Genomic DNA, 18,209 nt, shown 5'->3' with positions numbered 1-18,209 from the left:
TCTTTGCCAACAGTCACGCCCCCAACCACGCCGCGTACTCCTGGCGCCCCGCCGGCTGAGGCGATGCGTGGGCCGACCCGCGGCGCATTGGTGGTGCTGGTCCTGAGCATGTTGGTGCTGCTGCTCTGGCAACTGCGTCAGGAATCCCAGCAACTGCTGGACAATCAACGCCAACTTGGCCTGGCCTACAGTTCGCAGCTGGCCAACCATTTGAGCCTGAACATGGCGCTCAAGGCCAGCGCCGGCCAGGCCCTTCTACAACCCCATGTACTGCCGCCGAAGAACCCAGATGAACTGGAAGAGCTGCTACATACGTTGCGCGGCGTATTTCCAACCCTACGCAGCCTGGCCTGGCTGAATCGCCAGGGGCGTATTGTCGCCGACAGCCATACACCCACCGAAGATGCGCTGTACCTGGCTGAGTTGCTGCAACGTGGCGCCCGCGAAAGCTTCTTCTACACCTTCAGCGCTAACGATCACGGTCGCATCTATCTATTGCTGCGACATAACCCCGACAGCGCCGCCAGCGGTTTCTGGGTGTTGCGTCTGACCAACAGAGCCTTGACCAGCTGGCTGCATGAACACCATCAAAGCCCGCATCAGTGGCTGCTGGAAGACCGTAATGCGCAACGGGTCATTGCCAGCAATGCGATCCAGGGCGCTACCAGCTTGCCGGTGGCGCCACCGGTTACCGCAGAAAACCTTGACCAGAGCATGCAGGAAACCCCGCTCAATGGCAGCGATTGGCAGCTGCGCGCGTTATTCAATGAGCGCAAGGTGCGTGCCCAGCAACTGCCGCAACAGGCCAGCAAGCTGCTGCTGTTTATCCTCTGCGCCACCCTTACGCTGCTGGCGCTGTATCGCCTGCTGAATGAACAGCGCAGCCTGCATGCGCTGAATACCGCCTCACGGCGCTCGTTGCAGCAAGCGGCCAGCGTGCTGGGCGCCATCGAAGAACGTGTACTGGTCACCGACAGCAACGGCCAGTTGCAGTACCTCAACCCACAGGCCGAGGCGATGTTCGGCCTGAGTAACGACGAGGCGCGTGACTGGCATCTGCTCAAGCTGCTGCCGCGCCTCGACCCGCTGCTGCTGCACGACACCGCCCTGCACAACGACCTCGGCCCCGACTTGGTGGAAATCCAGCAAAATGGCGTCGCCCACCTGTACGACATCAGTCGCAGCGACCTCAGCGAAGACAATAAGCGCACAGGTTTTGTCTGGGTGCTGCGCGATGTCACCGAAGAACAGCACGCCTCACAGGTGCTGCAGGAAACCCGCCGGCGTTATCAGGATATCTTCGATGGTACCGGCACTGCGCTGTGCGTACTTGATCTGGCCGACCTGCAACGCTATCTGCAACAGCAGCAGTTGCGCAACATAGCCAGCCTGCAACGCTGGCTGGAGGTCGATCCGCAGCACCATATTGAGCTCTGCCAGCGTCTGCGCCTGACCGAAACCAACCATGTAGCCCTGCAACTGCTCGGCGTCGACTCCAATCAGCAAGCCTGGCAGCACCTGTTTAACAGCGGCCCGCTACGCCCGGAAGGCTTCCGCATGCAGTTGCTCAACGCCCTCCTGAGCGGCGGCGGCCAGCTGGAGATGGAGCGGCAGATCTGCACTCCGCAGGGCCACGAACGTCACCTGTGGCTGCTGATGCATCTACCGGAAAGCATTGACGACCTGCAGGCCGTAACACTCAGCATCAGCGACATCACCAATCGCAAGCGCATTGAAACCTCGCTGATCGAACGCGAGCGCTTCTGGTCCGATGTGGTCAGCGCGGTGCCCGACACCATCTATGTGCACGACATCGCCGGCAAACGGGTGATGTACAGCAACAACCACCTCGGCCCGCAGCTGGGCTACAGCAAGGCGGAAATGCTTCAGCTCGGCGAGCGACTGTGGGAGAAGATCCTGCATCCCGACGATGTCGAGCTGTATCAGCGCATGCGCAATATCCAGCAGGTACTGGGCAACGGCCTGCTGATGCAATTCGAGCTGCGCTGGCGGCACCGCGATGGCAGCTGGCACTGGTTTGATATCCGCGAGCAGGCCCTGGCGCGCGATGCCAAGGGTCGGGTCAGTCGGCTGATCGGCGTGGCCAAGGACATCACCGAGCAGATCACCCACAGCGAATCCCTGCGCACCAGCGAGCAGCGCTATCGCCTGCTGGCGGAAAGCATCAGCGACGTGATCTTTTCCACCGACGCCCAGTTGCAGCTCAACTACGTCAGCCCCTCGGTGATGCCGGTGCTCGGCTATGACAGTGAGTGGGCGCTGGCCAACGGTTTTCACAGCCTGGCCACCAACCCACGGCAGTTGAGCGGCTTCTACGCCCTGCTCGACCGCGTGCGCAACGCCCTAGGCGACCCGCAGCGGCTGGCCGAGCTGCGTGCCGAGTTTCTGCCACAGCTGTTTGTCTTCGACTGCCTGCGCGCCGATGGCCAGAAGATCCCGATCGAGCTGCGCCTGGTACCGATGTGGGATGACAGCGGGCGCTTCGAAGGCCTGCTCGGCGTCGGCCGCGACATCAGCTTGCAGCGCCGTGCGGAGAAAGACCTGCGCATGGCCGCCACGGTATTCGAGCACTCCACGGCGGCGATTCTGGTCACCGATCCGGCCGGCTATATCGTGCAGGTCAACAATGCCTTTAGCCGGGTCAGCGGCTACAGCTCCAAGCAGATTCTCGACCAGCTGCCGAGCATGCTCACCGCAGACACCCAGCAGGCCAGTCACCTAGCCTATGTGGTCAAACAGCTTAACCAGCAGGGCAGCTGGGAAGGCGAAGTGTGGCTCAAGCGCAAGAGCGGCGAGAAATTCCCGGCCTGGGTCGGCATCACCGCAGTTAAGGACGATGAAGGCGACCTGGTCAGCTATGTGTGTTTCTTCAGCGATATCAGCGAGCGCAAGGCCAGCGAACAGCGCATCCACCGCCTGGCCTACTACGACGCCCTGACTCAGCTGCCCAACCGCACGCTGTTCCAGGACCGCCTGCACAGCGCCCTGCAGCACGGTGAGCGGCACCAGGAGTGGGTGGTATTGATGTTCCTCGACCTTGATCGTTTCAAACCGATCAACGACTCCCTCGGCCACGCCGCCGGCGACCGCATGCTCAAGGAAGTGGCCACACGCCTGCGCGCCTGCGTTGACAGTGACGACACCGTGGCGCGCATGGGTGGCGACGAATTCACCCTGCTGCTGCAATCCCAAAGCCAGCGTGAGGTCGCGCTGACCCGCGCCATTCACGTCGGCGAGCAGATTCTCGCCAGCCTGGCACAGCCATTTGTTCTCGAAGGCCGCGAGTTCTTCGTCACCGCCAGTATCGGCATCGCCTTGAGTCCGCAGGATGGTAACGAGCTGAGTCAGCTGATGAAAAACGCCGACACAGCGATGTACCACGCCAAGGAACGTGGCAAGAACAACTTCCAGTTCTATCAGGCCGATATGAACGCCAGTGCCCTGCAGCGTCTGGAACTGGAGAGCGACCTGCGCCACGCCCTCGAGCAGAACGAGTTCAGGCTCTATTACCAGCCGCAATTTTCCGGCGACGGCAAGCGCCTGACCGGGGCCGAAGCGCTGTTGCGCTGGCAGCATCCACAACGCGGCCTGGTACCGCCGAATGACTTTATTCCGGTGCTTGAAGAGCTAGGCCTGGTGGTGCAGGTCGGCGACTGGGTACTGCGCGAGTCCTGCCGCCAGCTGGCCGAATGGCACGAAGCGAAGATTCGCGTACCGAAGATTTCGGTCAACCTCTCGGCGCGTCAGTTTGCCGAAGGCGACCTCGATCGGCGTATCGCCCAAATTATCGAGCAGAGTGGCGTTGCGCCGGCCTGTCTGGAGCTGGAGCTGACCGAAAGCATCCTGATGGAAGACGTGGCCAACGCCATGCAGACACTCACAAGCCTCAAAAAGCTGGGCGTGGGCATCGCCATCGACGATTTCGGCACCGGCTACAGCTCGCTGAACTACCTCAAGCAGTTCCCCATCGATGTGCTGAAAATCGACCGCAGCTTTGTCGACGGCCTGCCCCACGGCGAGCAGGACGGGCAGATTGCCCGGGCGATCATCGCCATGGCCCACAGTCTCAATCTCACAGTAATCGCCGAAGGTGTGGAAACCCTGGCCCAGCTGGACTTCCTGCGCGGCCACGACTGCGACGAAGTGCAAGGCTTCCTGCTCGGACGCCCAATGCCGGCGCACCAGTTCACCGCCCTGTTCACTGGCACCGCGCTGTTTATGCTCAGCTAGAACCTGCCGCACATGAACCCCGCTTGTCCGCCAGATGACCACGCTTCATATGCCTGTTTATTACGGATGAGGTAGAATTCGCCCCCTCTTTCTACCGCCCAGCTGATTTTCTCAGGGGAATGCCATGTTCAGCCGTGATTTGACTATCGCCCGTTATGACGCCGAATTGTTTGCCGCGATGGAGCAAGAAGCCCAGCGCCAGGAACATCACATCGAGCTGATCGCCTCGGAGAACTACACCAGCCCAGCGGTGATGGAAGCCCAAGGCTCGGTACTGACCAACAAGTACGCCGAAGGCTATCCAGGCAAGCGTTACTATGGCGGTTGCGAATACGTCGACATCGTCGAGCAGTTGGCCATCGACCGTGCCAAGGAACTGTTCGGTGCCGACTACGCCAACGTCCAGCCGCACTCCGGCTCGCAAGCTAACAGCGCCGTGTATATGGCTCTGCTGGAAGCCGGCGACACCGTACTGGGCATGAGCCTGGCCCACGGCGGCCACCTGACCCACGGCGCCAGCGTCAGCTTCTCCGGCAAGATGTACAACGCCGTGCAGTACGGCATCACCGATGCCGGCCTGATCGACTACGACGAAGTCGAGCGCCTGGCCGTTGAGCACAAGCCGAAGATGATCATCGCCGGCTTCAGCGCCTACTCGCAGGTGCTGGACTTCCCGCGCTTCCGCGCCATCGCCGACAAGGTAGGCGCTTACCTGTTTGTCGACATGGCTCACGTGGCCGGCCTGGTTGCTGCTGGTGTGTACCCGAATCCGGTGCCGTTTGCTGATGTGGTCACCACCACCACGCACAAAACCCTGCGCGGCCCACGCGGCGGCCTGATCCTCGCCCGTGCCAACGAAGCGCTGGAGAAGAAATTCAACTCCGCGGTATTCCCAGGCGGCCAAGGCGGCCCGCTGGAGCACGTCATTGCCGCCAAGGCCGTGTGCTTCAAGGAAGCCCTGCAGCCTGAGTTCAAGGCCTACCAGCAGCAAGTGATCAAGAACGCCCAGGCCATGGCCAGCGTGTTTATCGAAAACGGCTACGACGTGGTCTCCGGCGGTACTGAAAACCACCTGTTCCTGCTCAGCCTGATCAAGCAAGACATCACTGGTAAAGACGCCGACGCCGCCCTGGGTCGCGCCTTTATCACCGTGAACAAGAACAGCGTGCCGAACGACCCACGTTCGCCATTCGTCACCTCCGGCCTGCGTATCGGCACCCCAGCCGTGACCACTCGCGGCTTCAAGGAAGACGAATGCCGCACGCTGGCTGGCTGGATCTGCGAGATCCTCGCCAACCTGGGCAACGACGCTGTTGAAGCGCGCGTGCGCGAGCAAGTCAAAGCGGTCTGCGCGAAGTTCCCGGTTTACGGCAACTGAGTCTCTGACCCGCTGTCGAAAAGCCCGCCTTCAGGCGGGCTTTTTTATATCTGCCAGGTAGCTCTCAAGCACAGATAAAATCAAGCCATCGCCAGCAGCCTTGGCTATAGTGGATAAAACCTCGCAGGAGTTTCTTTGCATGAGCGAAACAGCCAATGAGCGTCGGCGCTTTCACCGCATCGCTTTTGACGCCCCCACCGAGATAGTGCAAGGGGAGCGGCGCTGGGCGGTCGAACTGCATGACGTATCGCTGAAAGGTCTGCTGATCAAGCGCCCCGACGGCTGGAATGGCGACCCAAATCAGCCATTCGAAGCCAATATCCAATTGGCCGACGACACCCGCGTGCTGATGGAGGTGGTGCTGACCCGCACCCAGGCCGACCTGCTCGGCTTTGTCTGCCGGCATATCGACCTCGACTCGATCAGCCACCTGCGCCGCCTAGTCGAGCTCAACCTCGGCGATGACAGCCTGCTGGAGCGCGAACTCGCTGCCCTAGGCGAAGACGACGAGTAAACAAAAAGGAGGCCGAGGCCTCCTTTTTTCATCCTGCCTGCGCGGGTTTAGAACGTGTTTACGATTTCGCGAGCTAGAGCCAGACAAGGCAAAAACAGCCGAGAAACGCAGCGCAGCGGAGTAACAGCCAAAGGCTGACCCGCAGGGTGAGCGAAGCGAATCACGCGCAGTTTACGAGCTGTAAATGAGCATTCCGAAGCTGTTTTTAACGCCAGATGGCCGACGCGCAGCAGATCGTAAACAGGTTCTTACTCGAACAACGCATCCAGCGCCTGTTCCAGGCGCGTTACGGCAATCACCTGTAAACCCGGCGGCGGATCTTTCGGCGCATTGCCCTTGGGCACGATGGCGCGCTTGAAGCCGTGCTTGGCCGCCTCCTTAAGACGCTCCTGACCGCTCGGCACCGGGCGGATCTCGCCAGACAGCCCCACCTCGCCAAACACCAGCAGATCATGCGGCAGTGGCTTGTTACGCAGGCTGGAAATCACCGCGGCCATCAGCGCCAGATCCGATGCGGTCTCCAGCACCTTGACCCCGCCCACCACGTTTAGGAATACGTCCTGATCATAGGTCGGGATGCCGCCATGCCGGTGCAGCACGGCCAGGAGCATAGCCAGACGGTTCTGATCCAACCCCAGGGTGACACGGCGCGGGTTGGCCATATGGCTGGTGTCGACCAGCGCCTGCACTTCCACCAACATCGGCCGGGTGCCTTCCCAGGTAGCCATCACCACGCTGCCCGGCACTTCTTCCTGGGCGCGGGTAAGGAAGATCGCCGAGGGGTTGGTGACCTCTTTCAGGCCCTTGTCGGTCATGCCGAACACGCCCAGTTCGTTGATCGCACCAAAGCGGTTCTTCACCGCGCGTAGCAAGCGCAGACGACCATCAGACTCGCCCTCGAAATACAGCACGGTATCGACCATGTGTTCGAGTACACGCGGGCCGGCCAGAGCACCTTCCTTGGTCACGTGGCCAACCAGGAAGATCGCCGTACCACTCTGCTTGGCAAAGCGCACCAGCAACGCCGCACTTTCGCGCACCTGGGCGACGCCGCCAGGGGCCGATTGCAGTTGTTCGGTAAAGATGGTCTGAATCGAGTCGATCACCATTACCTTGGGCTTTTCCAGCCGTGCGGTGGCGATGATGCTTTCAATGCAGGTTTCGGTCATCACCTTGAGCTTGTCTTCCGGAAGACCCAGGCGGCGCGCGCGCATGGCCACCTGCTGCTGGGATTCCTCACCAGTGACATACAGCGCGGGAAAGCGCGTGGCGATATTGCACAGGGTCTGCAAGAGGATGGTCGACTTGCCGATACCGGGGTCGCCGCCAATCAGCACCACCGAACCGTCCACCAAGCCGCCGCCAAGCACCCGATCCAGCTCGCCGGAGGCAGTGGAGAAACGCGGCACTTCCTCAACACTGACCTCGGCCAGGGTCTTGATTTGTACCTGATCACCCGCCCAACCAGCACGCCCGCTGGGAGTGGCCGCATTGGCTTCGAGCAGGGTTTCGACCAGGGTATTCCAAGCCCCGCACTCGCCGCACTGGCCGGCCCATTTCGGGAAGGTGGCGCCGCACTCGGTGCAGCCATACATGCGCTTGGCCTTGGCCATGCCGGACTCCTATAAACGCTGAGCCCGGATCATACGAAATAGCTGGATATATTTACAGCTCCATGACTTTAGAACCTGTTTCAGCTCTCGCGAGCGAGAGTCCGGCAAAGCAAAAACAGGCTCTTAGGACTTGCAGCCATTGCCGCAACCACAGCACTGCCCGGATGCACGCTTAAGCCGGCGAGCGAGATCATCCTTGAGGCCAATGCGTTCCTGCTTGAGCGCCAGCAGTGCATCGTCTGCCAGCAGCTCACCACCCGACTCGACCCGGCAGATGCGCTTATCCAGGGTTTCATAACTATCTGCCAGGCGCGCGAAGTCGGCATCGCCGAGGCGCAGCTCATGCAGCGCGCCACGCAGTTCGGGGAAGTCTTTGATCAGCGGATGGTGTTCAACATGCATGTAGGCGCTGCTCTGGGATAGTCACTGCCTGCAGACTATCCCCCGAGCCGGAGCCGACACTTGATCCGGATCAAACTAAGACGATTACGGCGTGCTACCCAGCAGACCGGCCAGTTCGTCCTTAAGGCTGACGCGCTGCATCTTCAAGCCCAGTAACAGCATCTCATCCATGGCCACTCGACCGCTTTCCGCCTCATAGATGCGCTTATCAAGCTCTTCATACTCTTCGGCCAAACGGGCGAAATGCCCATCACTGGACAACAAGGCGTGCAGCTGCGGCTTGAGCTCGGGAAACTCGCGGTGCAGCGGGTGATGTTCCAGTGGCATAACGACATCCTCATGGCGGGCCTGTATTGAGCCTAGTCCAGTCGCAACGGCTCTGCCTGAAGCCGCAGAACCTCCTTTGATGCCTGACCGGAGGCGCATTACACTCAGCCCAACCTCACCTATCAGGGAACGTCATATGAGCATACTCAGTGAATTCAAAGCCTTTGCAGTCAAAGGCAACGTGGTCGATATGGCCGTGGGCATCATCATCGGCGCGGCCTTCGGCAAGATCGTCTCGTCCTTTGTCGGTGACGTGGTGATGCCACCCCTGGGCATGCTGATTGGCGGCGTGGATTTTTCCGACCTGGCCATTGTGCTGAAAGCCGCCGAAGGCGAAGCCCCGGCAGTAACCCTGTCCTACGGCAAATTTATCCAGACGATTATCGACTTTGTGATTGTTGCCTTCGCCATCTTTATGGGCGTCAAGGTCATCAACAGACTCAAGCGCGAAGAAGAGGCCGCGCCGGCGGCCCCCGCCGCACCGACCAAGGATCAGGTATTGCTCAGCGAAATCCGTGACCTGCTCAAGGCGCAGCAAACCAAGGAATAGCCCGGCAACAACGCACAAAGGTACCCTCGGGTGCCTTTTGTTTGCCTGCGGCAATGGCTACCAGTAGTTCTCCACCGCAACCTGCCCCGGCCGGCGGGTCAGGCTGAGCTGCAGACCGCGCTGCTTCAACAACGCGCGGGTATCGTCGATCATCTGCGGATTGCCGCAGATCATCAGCCGTGAGTTCGCCGGGTCCAGATGTAAACCAGCCGCCCGTTCCAGCTCGCCACTTTCCAGCAAGGTGGTGATGCGCCCATGCAGGCAACCGGGCACCTGCTCGCGGGTAACCAGCGGCAGGTAAACAAAGCGCTCGGCGTACTCCTGCAGATGTTCCTGCTGCATCAATCCGTGAATCAGTGGTTGATAAGCCAACTCGCTGGCCGTGCGCGCGCTGTATATCAGCACCACGCGCTGAAAACGCTGCCACACTTCTAGCCCCTGCAGGATCGACAGAAACGGCGCGAGCCCCGTGCCACTGGCCAACAGCCAGAGGTCGCAGCCATCGGCAAAGCGATCAAGGGTGAGAAAGCCCAAGGCCTGCTTTTCCACCAGCAGGCGGTCGCCGACCTTTAGCCGGCTCAGCTCGGAGGTGAACTCGCCGCCAGGCACGACGATGGAGAAGAACTCGAGAAACTCGTCATGGGGCGCCGAGGCCATCGAATAGGCGCGCCAGACCACCGAGCCATCGGCCTTTGCTACGCCGAGACGGGCGAACTGCCCAGCGCGAAAGCGAAAGCCCGCATCGCGCGTACAACGCAGACTGAACAGGCTGGGCGACCAGATCTGAATAGAGGTAAGGGTTTGCTGGGTGTACTTGTCGTCATTGATCATGCGAACACCGGGTTTATGCGGATTGCACAAACCCAGTGTGGCGCAACACCGGCCAGACAAACACCGGCAAAAGCTGGGGACTCTTGGCCAGCGCCCTTAGAACCTGCCCTTAGCGACGGTTGACGGCCTGCGCGGCGCGCAACACATCGGCGCCAATTTCAGCTTCATAGGTCTTCCACAGCGGACTCAGCGCAGTGCGCCAGGCGGCGCGCTCATCTGCTGAAAGGGTGACCACTTGGGCATTGCCTGCGGCAATGATGCGCTCACGATCATTGTTGTTCAGCGCTTCGGCGTCCTTGTTCACCGAAAAAGAAACCTCTTCGATGATCGCTTCCAGCTCGGTGCGGGTCTTGTAGGGGATGCTTGTCCAGAACTCCTTGCTGCTGATCAGCATATAGCTCAGCGAGCCGTGGTTGAGCTCGCTGATAAACGGCTGCACGGTGTCGACCTTCTGGCTGGCGATATTCGACCAAGGGCCTTCGGTGCCCTGGATGGTGCCGGCCTGCAGCGCCTTGAACGCCTCGGCGAACGGCATTTTCACGGTCTTGGCGCCAAGCTGACCGAACTGCGCTTCCAGCACTGACGAGGGCTGGATGCGGAAGGCCAGGTCCTTGGCATCTGCTGGCTTGCGCAGCTCACGACTGGAGGTCATCTGCTTCATGCCATTATTCCAATAAGCCAGGCCGTAGATGCCCTGATTGGCCATGGAATGCAGCAGCTCGCGGCTCTTGTCACGCTTCTGGAAGCGCTTGACTGCTTCCAGGTCATCGAACAGAAACGGCAGGTCAAACACCTGCAGCTGCTTGGTGTAAGCCTCGAACTTGGACAGCGAAGGCGCCAGCATCTGCACCTTGCCCTCGCGCAACGCGGTGATCTCCTCGCCATCACCGAATAGCGTCGAATTCGGATAGACCTCGACCGAAATCTGACCGGCCAAGCGCTCTTCCACCAGTTTCTTGAACAACAATGCGCCCTTGCCCTTGGGCGTGTTCTCGGCCACCACGTGGGAGAACTTGATAACAATTGGAGCCTTACCTTCCGCCAGGGCCGGGCTTGCCGCAACCAGCAACGCAGTGAAGGTTAAAGACAACAGGGACTTGAACATGAACATACCTTTTTGCAAATAGAACGCCGTGAAGCCTGCATAAGCAGGCCTCATTGAGTGGGGGTGTGGGCTATGGATGATCCGGCAGACGCAGCAGAGCAGCGGCGCAATCCTGATCATCAGGCGCTACCAGATCGCAGCCGGGCATAACGCCCGGGGCCTGGTTATTATTTGAATGCGGGCCTTGCTGACTCATGATTGCTGACTCGTGGGTATCAGACACGACTGAGCAGATCTGCAAGGGGGCGGCATTCTTCGGCAAAGCCGTGCGCGGCACAACCGCGATTTGCTGAACCAGCTCTCAGTTCCGAGACTTTTCCGCCACTTGCACCGACAATAGCGACCAATTGCACTTTCTATCGCGCCCTTGCGGCCTGCTACCCGAGTTTTCCATGCCTGTGTTCAGCAACCCGTTCGCCCAACTCGATTTGATCCGCCAACCCGACCAGCCTCACGAGCCGCTGCAGGCTTTCGATGCGGCGGACGAGTACCTGCTCAACCATCTGCATGCACAAGGGATGACGAACGGCGCGCGGGTATTGGTGCTGAATGACAGCTTTGGCGCACTGGCGGCCAGTCTTGCCGGACATGCGCAGGTCACCAGCAGCGGCGACTCGCACCTCGGCCACCTGGGTTTGCAGGTCAATCTGCAGCGCAATCAGTTGTCGGCGGATGCCGTGACATTTGTCTCAGCGTCCGCCGTTGCGCAAGGGCCATTCGATGTGGTGTTGATCCGCGTGCCGAAAACCCTGGCGCTGCTGGAAGAGCAACTGATTCGCCTACACGGCCAGTTCGCGCCCGGCGCGCAAGTGATCGCAGCAGCGATGGTCAAACACCTGCCGCGCGCTGCCGGTGATCTGCTGGAGCAATATGTCGGCCCTGTGCAGGCCTCACTAGCAGTGAAAAAAGCCCGACTGCTGTTTGCCACACCGCAAATCAAAGCCGCGCCTGTATCGCCCTACCCCACGCGTTATCGCCTGGAAAAACCAGCCATCGAGCTGCGCAACCACGCCAATGTGTTCTGCCGCGAAGACCTGGATATCGGCACCCGCGCCTTCCTCCCGCATCTGCCCAAACACCTCAGCCGCATGCGCGTGGCCGATCTCGGTTGCGGCAATGGCGTGCTGGGGATTGCTTACGCTCTGGGCAGCCCGCAGGCCGAACTGACACTGGTGGATGAGTCGTATATGGCGGTGCAATCGGCCGAGGAAAACTGGCGAACGGCGCTAGGCGAGCGCGCGGTGGAAATTCGCGCGGGGGATGGCCTGGCCGAGCAGGCAGAGGATTCGCTGGACCTGGTGCTATGCAACCCGCCCTTTCACCAGCTGCAGGTAGTTGGCGACTTTCTCGCCTGGCGCATGTTCCAGCAGGCTCGCGCCGCGCTGGTGACCGGCGGCGAACTGTGGATAGTCGGCAACCGCCACCTGGGCTATCACGCCAAGCTGAAACGTCTGTTCCGCGGCGTAGAACAGGTAGCGGCCACACCGAAGTTTGTGGTGCTTAAAGCGATCAAATAAGCCCCGGACCGTAGGGTGGATCACGCGTCACCGATCCACCATGGCGTCGGCACGGTGGATGAAAAAAGGCGTCAGCTACGCGCCCCGATCCACCCTACAAAAGGGTCCGCCGTTACGGCGTGCCCATCCCTGCGGCCAGCATAAACAGGCGCAGCAGATAGGACACCGCGCCCAGGGCCAGCACGCTGCCGGTCCAGATAAGCACCAGCCAGCCAAGGCGCTGCCACAGCGGCTTTTTCTCTTCTACATCGTTCATCACTCGCACCTCAGTGATAGCCATCTTCTTCCGTCACCTTGCCGCGAAACACGTAATAGCTCCAGGCGGTGTAGATCAGGATCAGCGGGATGATCAGCAGCGCGCCGACCAGCATAAAACTCTGGCTTTGCGGCGGCGCGGCGGCGTCCCAGATCGATACCGACGGCGGGATGATATTCGGCCACAGGCTGATACCCAGGCCGCCGTAGCCGAGGAAGATCAGCGTCAGGGTCAGCAGAAATGGTGAGTAGTTGGCGTTGCGTTCGATCGCCCGCAACAGGGCGAAGGTGGCCGCCAGCACCAGCAGCGGCACTGGCATCAGCCAGAAAATATTCGGCACGCTGAACCAGCGCTCAGCGATGGCGCTATGCGCCAGAGGCGTCCAGAGGCTGACCGCACCAGTCACCCCGAGCACCACAAACACCAGCGGCCGGGCGATATCGTGCATCTGCCGCTGCAGGCGGCCCTGGGTCTTCATTATCAGCCAGGTGCAGCCAAGCAGCGCATAGGCGGCGATCAGCGCCAGGCCACAGAACAGCGAGAACGGCGTGAACCAGTCCAGCGAACCGCCGACGAACACTCTGTCCACCACCTCAAAACCATCAACATAGGCGCCCAACGCCACGCCCTGGAAGAAGGTCGCGGTGAGTGAACCGCCGATAAACGCCTTATCCCAGATATGCCGCTTTTCCGCCTTGGCCTTAAAGCGGAACTCGAACGCCACACCGCGAAAGATCAAGCCGAGCAGCATAAAGATCAGCGGCAGATAGAGCGCGCTCAGCACCACCGAATAGGCCAGCGGAAAGGCGCCGAACAAGCCGGCGCCACCGAGCACCAACCAGGTTTCGTTGCCATCCCAGACCGGCGCTACGGTGTTCATCATCACATCGCGCTCGCCTTCACTTTTCACAAAGGGAAAGAGGATGCCGATGCCCAGGTCGAAGCCATCCATCACCACATACATCATCACGCCAAAGGCGATGATGGCGGCCCACACCAGTGAAAGATCGAAGTCCATGATTAATTCCTCTCGCCCAGTTGGTCGCCGTGGCCTTCGTCCAAGCCCTCGTCCGCCGCGGACAGCGGCCGCGCTGGCGTGCGTTTCTGGCCAGGGCCGCCAGTGCCCTCTTCTTTGCCTTCGTGGGTAACCGGGCCTTTACGCACCAGGCGCATCACATAGCTGACACCCGCGCCGAACAGCGCGAAATACACCACCACGAACAGCACCAGCGTCAGGCTCATTTGCGCGAAGCTGTGCCCGGATGAAGCATCCGCGGTGCGCATCAGGCCATGAATAACCCAGGGCTGACGGCCGATTTCCGTGGTGTACCAACCCGCGAGGATGGCGATAACCCCCGACGGGCCCATCCACACTGCCAGATGCAGGAACGGCCGACTCTGGTACAGCTTGCCGCGCACGCGTAACCACAGACCCCAGAGACCAGTAACAATCATCAGCATGCCTAGGCCGACCATGATCCGAAAGGTCCAGAACACGATGGTCGAGTTGGGTCGGTCTTCCTTGGCGAACTCCTTGAGCGCCGGCACCTGTTTGTCCAGGCTGTGAGTCAGGATCAGGCTGCCGAGCGCAGGAATCTCAAGTTTGAAGCGGGTTTCCTCGGCTTCCATATCCGGCCAACCGAACAGGATCAGCGGAGTCGGTTCGGCGCCGTGGTTTTCCCAATGGCCTTCTATCGCAGCAATCTTCGCCGGCTGGTATTTGAGGGTGTTAAGCCCGTGGAAATCGCCAATTACTGCCTGGATCGGGGCCACGAGCAACGCCATCCACAGAGCCATCGAAAGCATCTTGCGGATCGCCGGATTATCGCGGCCGCGCAGCAGATGCCAGGCTGCCGAGGCGCCGACGAAGAATGCGGTGGCGAGGAAGGCCGCAACGGACATATGCGCCAAGCGGTAGGGGAACGATGGGTTAAACACCACGGCGAACCAGTCAACCGGGATCACCCGCCCGTCGATAATCTCGAAGCCCTGCGGGGTGTGCATCCAGCTGTTGGAAGCGAGAATCCAGAAGGTCGAAATCAGCGTGCCGACCGCCACCATCAGCGTGGAGAAGAAGTGCAGGCCCGGGCCTACGCGGTTCCAGCCGAACAGCATAACGCCGAGAAAACCTGCTTCGAGGAAAAACGCGGTGAGCACCTCATAGGTCAGCAGCGGCCCGGTGACTGCCCCGGCAAAATCGGAGAAGGCATTCCAGTTGGTGCCGAACTGATAAGCCATGACCAGGCCGGAGACCACGCCCATGCCGAAGTTGACCGCAAATATCTTCGACCAGAAGTGATACAGATCGCGGTAAACCTCCTGGTGGGTTTTCAGCCACAACCCTTCGAGCACTGCCAGGTAACTGGCCAAGCCGATGGTGATGGCCGGGAAGATAATGTGGAAGGAGATGGTGAAAGCGAACTGGATCCGAGCGAGGTCGAGAGCCTCCAATCCAAACATGACGTTTCCTCTGTCAGGTGATACGGGGCATGGTCGCGGGCGCACATGCCAGTCACGGGCAAATCAGTCGGGGAAATTATTGTTTTGGGTGGACCACTAGCGAGCCGAAAAAAAAGCCCTCACAACCACGCGCCGAAGGTGTTGACGCGAGTCAAGATATGTACAGAGAGTAGCGTTTGCCGGGGTAAGTTCAGCTGTGGTCGATTGTCGCGCGACCGGCTGCCACAAGGGCTGTTGACTTATAACAGCGCCTCGGGACGATCTACATCACGCAGTACACCAGGGTCATTTACCTCAACGCTGTGGCTGGCAACTGGATGAGCTTGCAGCAGCGCACGTGCACCTTGATCACCGTGCAAAGCCTGCAGTTGCGGCCAGAACGCACGACCAAACAGCACCGGATGGCCGCGCTGGCCGTCGTACTGCGGATAGACGATGCGCTCGGCCGTCGCTTGAGTAATGAGCTGGCGCAGGCTGTCGGCGGCAACCCAGGGCATATCACCAAGCAGCACGGCGATGGCCTCGGCGGGGTCCCCCGCTAAAGCCTGCACGCCAGCCGCCAGGCTATGGCCCATGCCCTGATCGGCCTCGCTGCAACGGATAATCCGGCACTCAGCCGGCAGCCCTAACGCCTGCGCATCGTCTTCATCGCGCAGCAACACATGCACCTCTGCAAACACCTGCAGCGCGCGCTCGGCGCTGGCCGCGAGCAGGCCGCGACCGTCCGGCAAACGGGCCAGGCGCTTGTCGCTGCCAAAACGCCGGCCGCGCCCAGCGGCCAATAACAGAGCCAAGACGCGCGGCATGCTAGAGCGCATCCCGCGCCAGGCCGTTGCGCACCCGCAGAATATCGGCGAGTACCGCCAGGGCGATTTCCGCCGGGGTCTTGCTGCCCAGGTTTAGGCCAATCGGCGCGATAATTCGCGCCAGCTGTGCATCATCCAGGCCGCCGACCCGGCGCAGGCGCTCGAAACGCTTGGCGCTGGTGGCCATCGAACCCATGACACCGATGTAGAACGCCTCAGTGCGCACGGCCTCGATCATCGCCAGATCGTCGATGCGCGGATCATGGGTCAGCGCCACCACGGCGGTGTCGGCATGGCAGCCGCCGAGACGGATCACCTCGGACGGCAGCTCACGGCGGATTTCCACCCCCGGCAAATCGACGCCCTGCAGCACCTCATCGCGCGGGTCGCAGAGCAGCACCTCGAAACCAAGGCCCTGGGCGAACTGCGCACAAACCTGCGCCACCGAGGAGTAACCCGCCAGCAGCAAGCGCTGGGCCGCCCCGACGCGCAAACGCAGCAGGCTCGGCTGGCGTTCAACTCTTGGCCCCTGTGTGTTGTCGGCCAGCAAGCGGCGCTCACCGTTTGGTAGCGCCACTTCGCGGATCAGCCGGCGCTGGCCCGCCAAAGCGCTTTCCAGCTCACGCAGGTGAGCTTGAACATCGCAGTCGGCCGGCAGGTTTTCCACTAGCACTTCCAGTACGCCGCCACAGGGCAGACTGATCTGCGAGTGCGGGTCGCTACCATCACCGTAACGCAGCAGATGCACAGGCTCAGGGAAGGCCCCGGCGATCAGGCATTCAAGGAACTCATCCTCGACGCAGCCGCCGGACAGCGAGCCGATCCACTCGCCATTGGCGGTAGCGGCAAGCAACGAGCCCGGCGCACGCGGCGTCGAGCCGTAGGTGGTCAGCACCGTGCACAGCCACACGCGCTGCCCCGCCGCCGACCATTGCAGCGCCTGGCGTACCACCTGCTGATCAAGGTGCTGCATCAGGGTTCACCCAGCCTCAATGGCCCTTCTCACTGCGCAACTGGCTAACCTGCTCGGCGGTCAATTGCGCGTCCAGGCCACCCCAGGTCTGGCGCAGGTAATGCAACAGATCGAGCATCTGCGAGTCATCCAACGTGTCGCTAAAGCCCGGCATCGGCTGCATACGCTCGAAGCCGGTGAACTGCTGCTCCTTGATACCGTCGTCGATTACCCGCAACAGGTTACGCGCGTCAGTCAGGCGCAGGGTGGTGTTGCCCTCCATGGCCACGGCCACATGAGGGATGCCCTCGCCCGCCACACCGTGACAACCGGCGCAGACGTTGAGGTAGTGCTGACGGCCCTGCTGAGCACTCTCGTCGAGCTGGTCCAGCGCTACGCTGGCGACCTTGCGCGGCTCTGGCGGCTGGTCGCCAAGCAGGTAGGTAGCCATCGCCTTGTGGTCGTCCTTGGGCAGGTACTGGGTGCTGTGGTGAAACACCGGGTACATCTCGTTGAACATCGAGCCCTGGGCACTGATGCCGTGTTTGAGGAAGGTCGCCAGGTCGTCTGTGCTCCAGCCGCGCGCGGCCAGGTCGTCGGCCAACAGGCTGGGGGCCTCATAACCGAGCATCACAGCGCCCTGCAGACGCTCGTCCTGCTGCAATGCGCCAATGACATTGCGCGGGGTATGGCACTCGCCACAGTGGCCGAGCACTTCGACCAGATACTGACCGCGCTGCCAGGGCTCACTTTTGCCTTCAGCCGGCTGCAACTGCACGCTGTCCTTGTAGAGCATGTTCCAGAAGCTCAGACCGAAGCGCAGATTGAACGGAAAGCTCAGGTCAGTCTGCGGGCTCGGCTTGGCGATCGGTTCCAGGCTCATCAGGTAGGCGTAGATGGCGTCGGAGTCTTCGCGCTTGAGCAGGTGATAGGAGGTATACGGCATCGCTGGGTAGAGGTTGCTGCCATCACGCCGCTCGCCCTCGGCCACCGCGCGGTAGAAGTCATCGGCACTGTACTCGCCAATGCCGTACTGCTTGTCTGGGGTGATATTGGTGCCGTAGATGGTGCCGAACGGCGACTCCAAAGGCAGGCCGCCAGCGTATTCGGCGCCGCCCTCGATGCTGTGGCAGGCCACGCAGTCGGCGGCGCGCGCCAAGTACTTGCCGCGCTCGATCAGTTGCTTATCGGCCGCCTGGGCAGCCAACGGCAGCAACAGGGCGGCAGCGATCAGAATGCTCTTCATG

Annotated in this window: 16 protein-coding genes; 5 read left to right on the top strand and 11 right to left on the bottom strand. The window is 61.1% G+C overall.

Translation table 11 applies throughout. The annotated features are described in order from the left end of the window. The first annotated feature begins 63 nt into the window (after positions 1 to 63). The 3 genes from AACX99_RS16635 (at position 64) to AACX99_RS16625 (ending at position 6,143) form a co-directional block, all read left to right on the top strand. Positions 64 to 4,251 (top strand): bifunctional diguanylate cyclase/phosphodiesterase, encoded by a 4,188-nt coding sequence (locus tag AACX99_RS16635; protein ID WP_445261881.1) that lies wholly within the window; start codon positions 64 to 66, stop codon positions 4,249 to 4,251. A 124-nt stretch (positions 4,252 to 4,375) separates the two neighbouring features. Then, positions 4,376 to 5,629, top strand: a complete 1,254-nt coding sequence (gene glyA, locus AACX99_RS16630) for a serine hydroxymethyltransferase (protein ID WP_339413518.1) — start codon at positions 4,376 to 4,378, stop codon at positions 5,627 to 5,629. A 139-nt stretch (positions 5,630 to 5,768) separates the two neighbouring features. Continuing rightward, the gene (locus AACX99_RS16625; RefSeq protein WP_339413517.1) at positions 5,769 to 6,143 is read left to right on the top strand and encodes a PilZ domain-containing protein; all 375 of its coding nucleotides are present in this window, start codon (positions 5,769 to 5,771) and stop codon (positions 6,141 to 6,143) included. Positions 6,144 to 6,391: 248 nt separating this feature from the next. On the opposite strand, the gene radA is transcribed toward AACX99_RS16625, so the two are convergent. From radA to AACX99_RS16610, 3 genes are all read right to left on the bottom strand, one after another. Further along, on the bottom strand, positions 6,392 to 7,756 hold the full coding sequence (gene radA / locus AACX99_RS16620; protein WP_339413515.1) for a DNA repair protein RadA: 1,365 nt from the start codon (positions 7,754 to 7,756) through the stop codon (positions 6,392 to 6,394). A gap of 123 nt (positions 7,757 to 7,879) precedes the next feature. After that, positions 7,880 to 8,158: a YdcH family protein gene (locus AACX99_RS16615; RefSeq protein ID WP_339413513.1), complete on the bottom strand. Its 279-nt coding sequence runs from the start codon at positions 8,156 to 8,158 to the stop codon at positions 7,880 to 7,882. Positions 8,159 to 8,242: 84 nt separating this feature from the next. Next, positions 8,243 to 8,485: a YdcH family protein gene (locus tag AACX99_RS16610; protein WP_339413512.1), complete on the bottom strand. Its 243-nt coding sequence runs from the start codon at positions 8,483 to 8,485 to the stop codon at positions 8,243 to 8,245. A 136-nt stretch (positions 8,486 to 8,621) separates the two neighbouring features. Here AACX99_RS16610 and mscL point away from each other — a divergent pair, with 136 nt between their 5' ends. Continuing rightward, positions 8,622 to 9,035 carry a large-conductance mechanosensitive channel protein MscL gene (gene mscL, locus AACX99_RS16605; protein ID WP_339413510.1) on the top strand — a complete coding sequence of 138 codons (414 nt, stop codon included), beginning with the start codon at positions 8,622 to 8,624 and terminating at the stop codon, positions 9,033 to 9,035. 57 nt (positions 9,036 to 9,092) lie between these two features. On the opposite strand, the gene AACX99_RS16600 is transcribed toward mscL, so the two are convergent. Continuing rightward, on the bottom strand, positions 9,093 to 9,866 hold the full coding sequence (locus AACX99_RS16600; protein ID WP_339413508.1) for a ferredoxin--NADP reductase: 774 nt from the start codon (positions 9,864 to 9,866) through the stop codon (positions 9,093 to 9,095). A gap of 109 nt (positions 9,867 to 9,975) precedes the next feature. Continuing rightward, complete coding sequence (locus tag AACX99_RS16595; RefSeq protein ID WP_339413506.1) at positions 9,976 to 10,971, bottom strand: DctP family TRAP transporter solute-binding subunit; 996 nt, start codon at positions 10,969 to 10,971, stop codon at positions 9,976 to 9,978. Between the two features lie 392 nt (positions 10,972 to 11,363). On the opposite strand from AACX99_RS16595, the gene AACX99_RS16590 reads away from it, so the two are divergent. After that, the gene (locus tag AACX99_RS16590; RefSeq protein WP_339413505.1) at positions 11,364 to 12,488 is read left to right on the top strand and encodes a class I SAM-dependent methyltransferase; all 1,125 of its coding nucleotides are present in this window, start codon (positions 11,364 to 11,366) and stop codon (positions 12,486 to 12,488) included. A gap of 112 nt (positions 12,489 to 12,600) precedes the next feature. Here AACX99_RS16590 and AACX99_RS16585 read toward each other — a convergent pair whose 3' ends face one another. The 6 genes from AACX99_RS16585 to AACX99_RS16560 all read right to left on the bottom strand — a co-directional run bounded on the left by AACX99_RS16585 (position 12,601) and on the right by AACX99_RS16560 (position 18,208). Further along, on the bottom strand, positions 12,601 to 12,744 hold the full coding sequence (locus AACX99_RS16585; protein WP_339413547.1) for a DUF2474 domain-containing protein: 144 nt from the start codon (positions 12,742 to 12,744) through the stop codon (positions 12,601 to 12,603). 10 nt (positions 12,745 to 12,754) lie between these two features. Next, positions 12,755 to 13,762 carry a cytochrome d ubiquinol oxidase subunit II gene (gene cydB / locus AACX99_RS16580; RefSeq protein ID WP_339413504.1) on the bottom strand — a complete coding sequence of 336 codons (1,008 nt, stop codon included), beginning with the start codon at positions 13,760 to 13,762 and terminating at the stop codon, positions 12,755 to 12,757. 2 nt (positions 13,763 to 13,764) lie between these two features. Further along, positions 13,765 to 15,204, bottom strand: coding sequence for a cytochrome ubiquinol oxidase subunit I (locus AACX99_RS16575; RefSeq protein ID WP_339413502.1), 1,440 nt, complete (start codon positions 15,202 to 15,204; stop codon positions 13,765 to 13,767). A gap of 239 nt (positions 15,205 to 15,443) precedes the next feature. Beyond that, complete coding sequence (locus AACX99_RS16570; protein WP_339413501.1) at positions 15,444 to 16,010, bottom strand: nucleotidyltransferase family protein; 567 nt, start codon at positions 16,008 to 16,010, stop codon at positions 15,444 to 15,446. Between the two features lies 1 nt (position 16,011). Further along, entirely contained in the window at positions 16,012 to 16,983 is a 972-nt protein-coding gene (locus tag AACX99_RS16565) for an XdhC family protein (protein WP_339413500.1), read from the bottom strand. A gap of 16 nt (positions 16,984 to 16,999) precedes the next feature. Further along, a complete protein-coding gene (locus AACX99_RS16560; RefSeq protein WP_339413498.1) occupies positions 17,000 to 18,208 on the bottom strand; it encodes a cytochrome c in 1,209 nt (402 codons plus the stop codon). Position 18,209: the final 1 nt, after the last annotated feature.

The sequence above is a fragment of the Pseudomonas sp. EA_35y_Pfl2_R5 genome, from assembly GCF_963970805.1.
In the GTDB taxonomy this organism is placed as follows: domain Bacteria; phylum Pseudomonadota; class Gammaproteobacteria; order Pseudomonadales; family Pseudomonadaceae; genus Aquipseudomonas.
The sequence above is the reverse complement of the archived record's forward strand: the minus strand, read 5'-3'. Positions and strand labels throughout refer to the sequence as shown.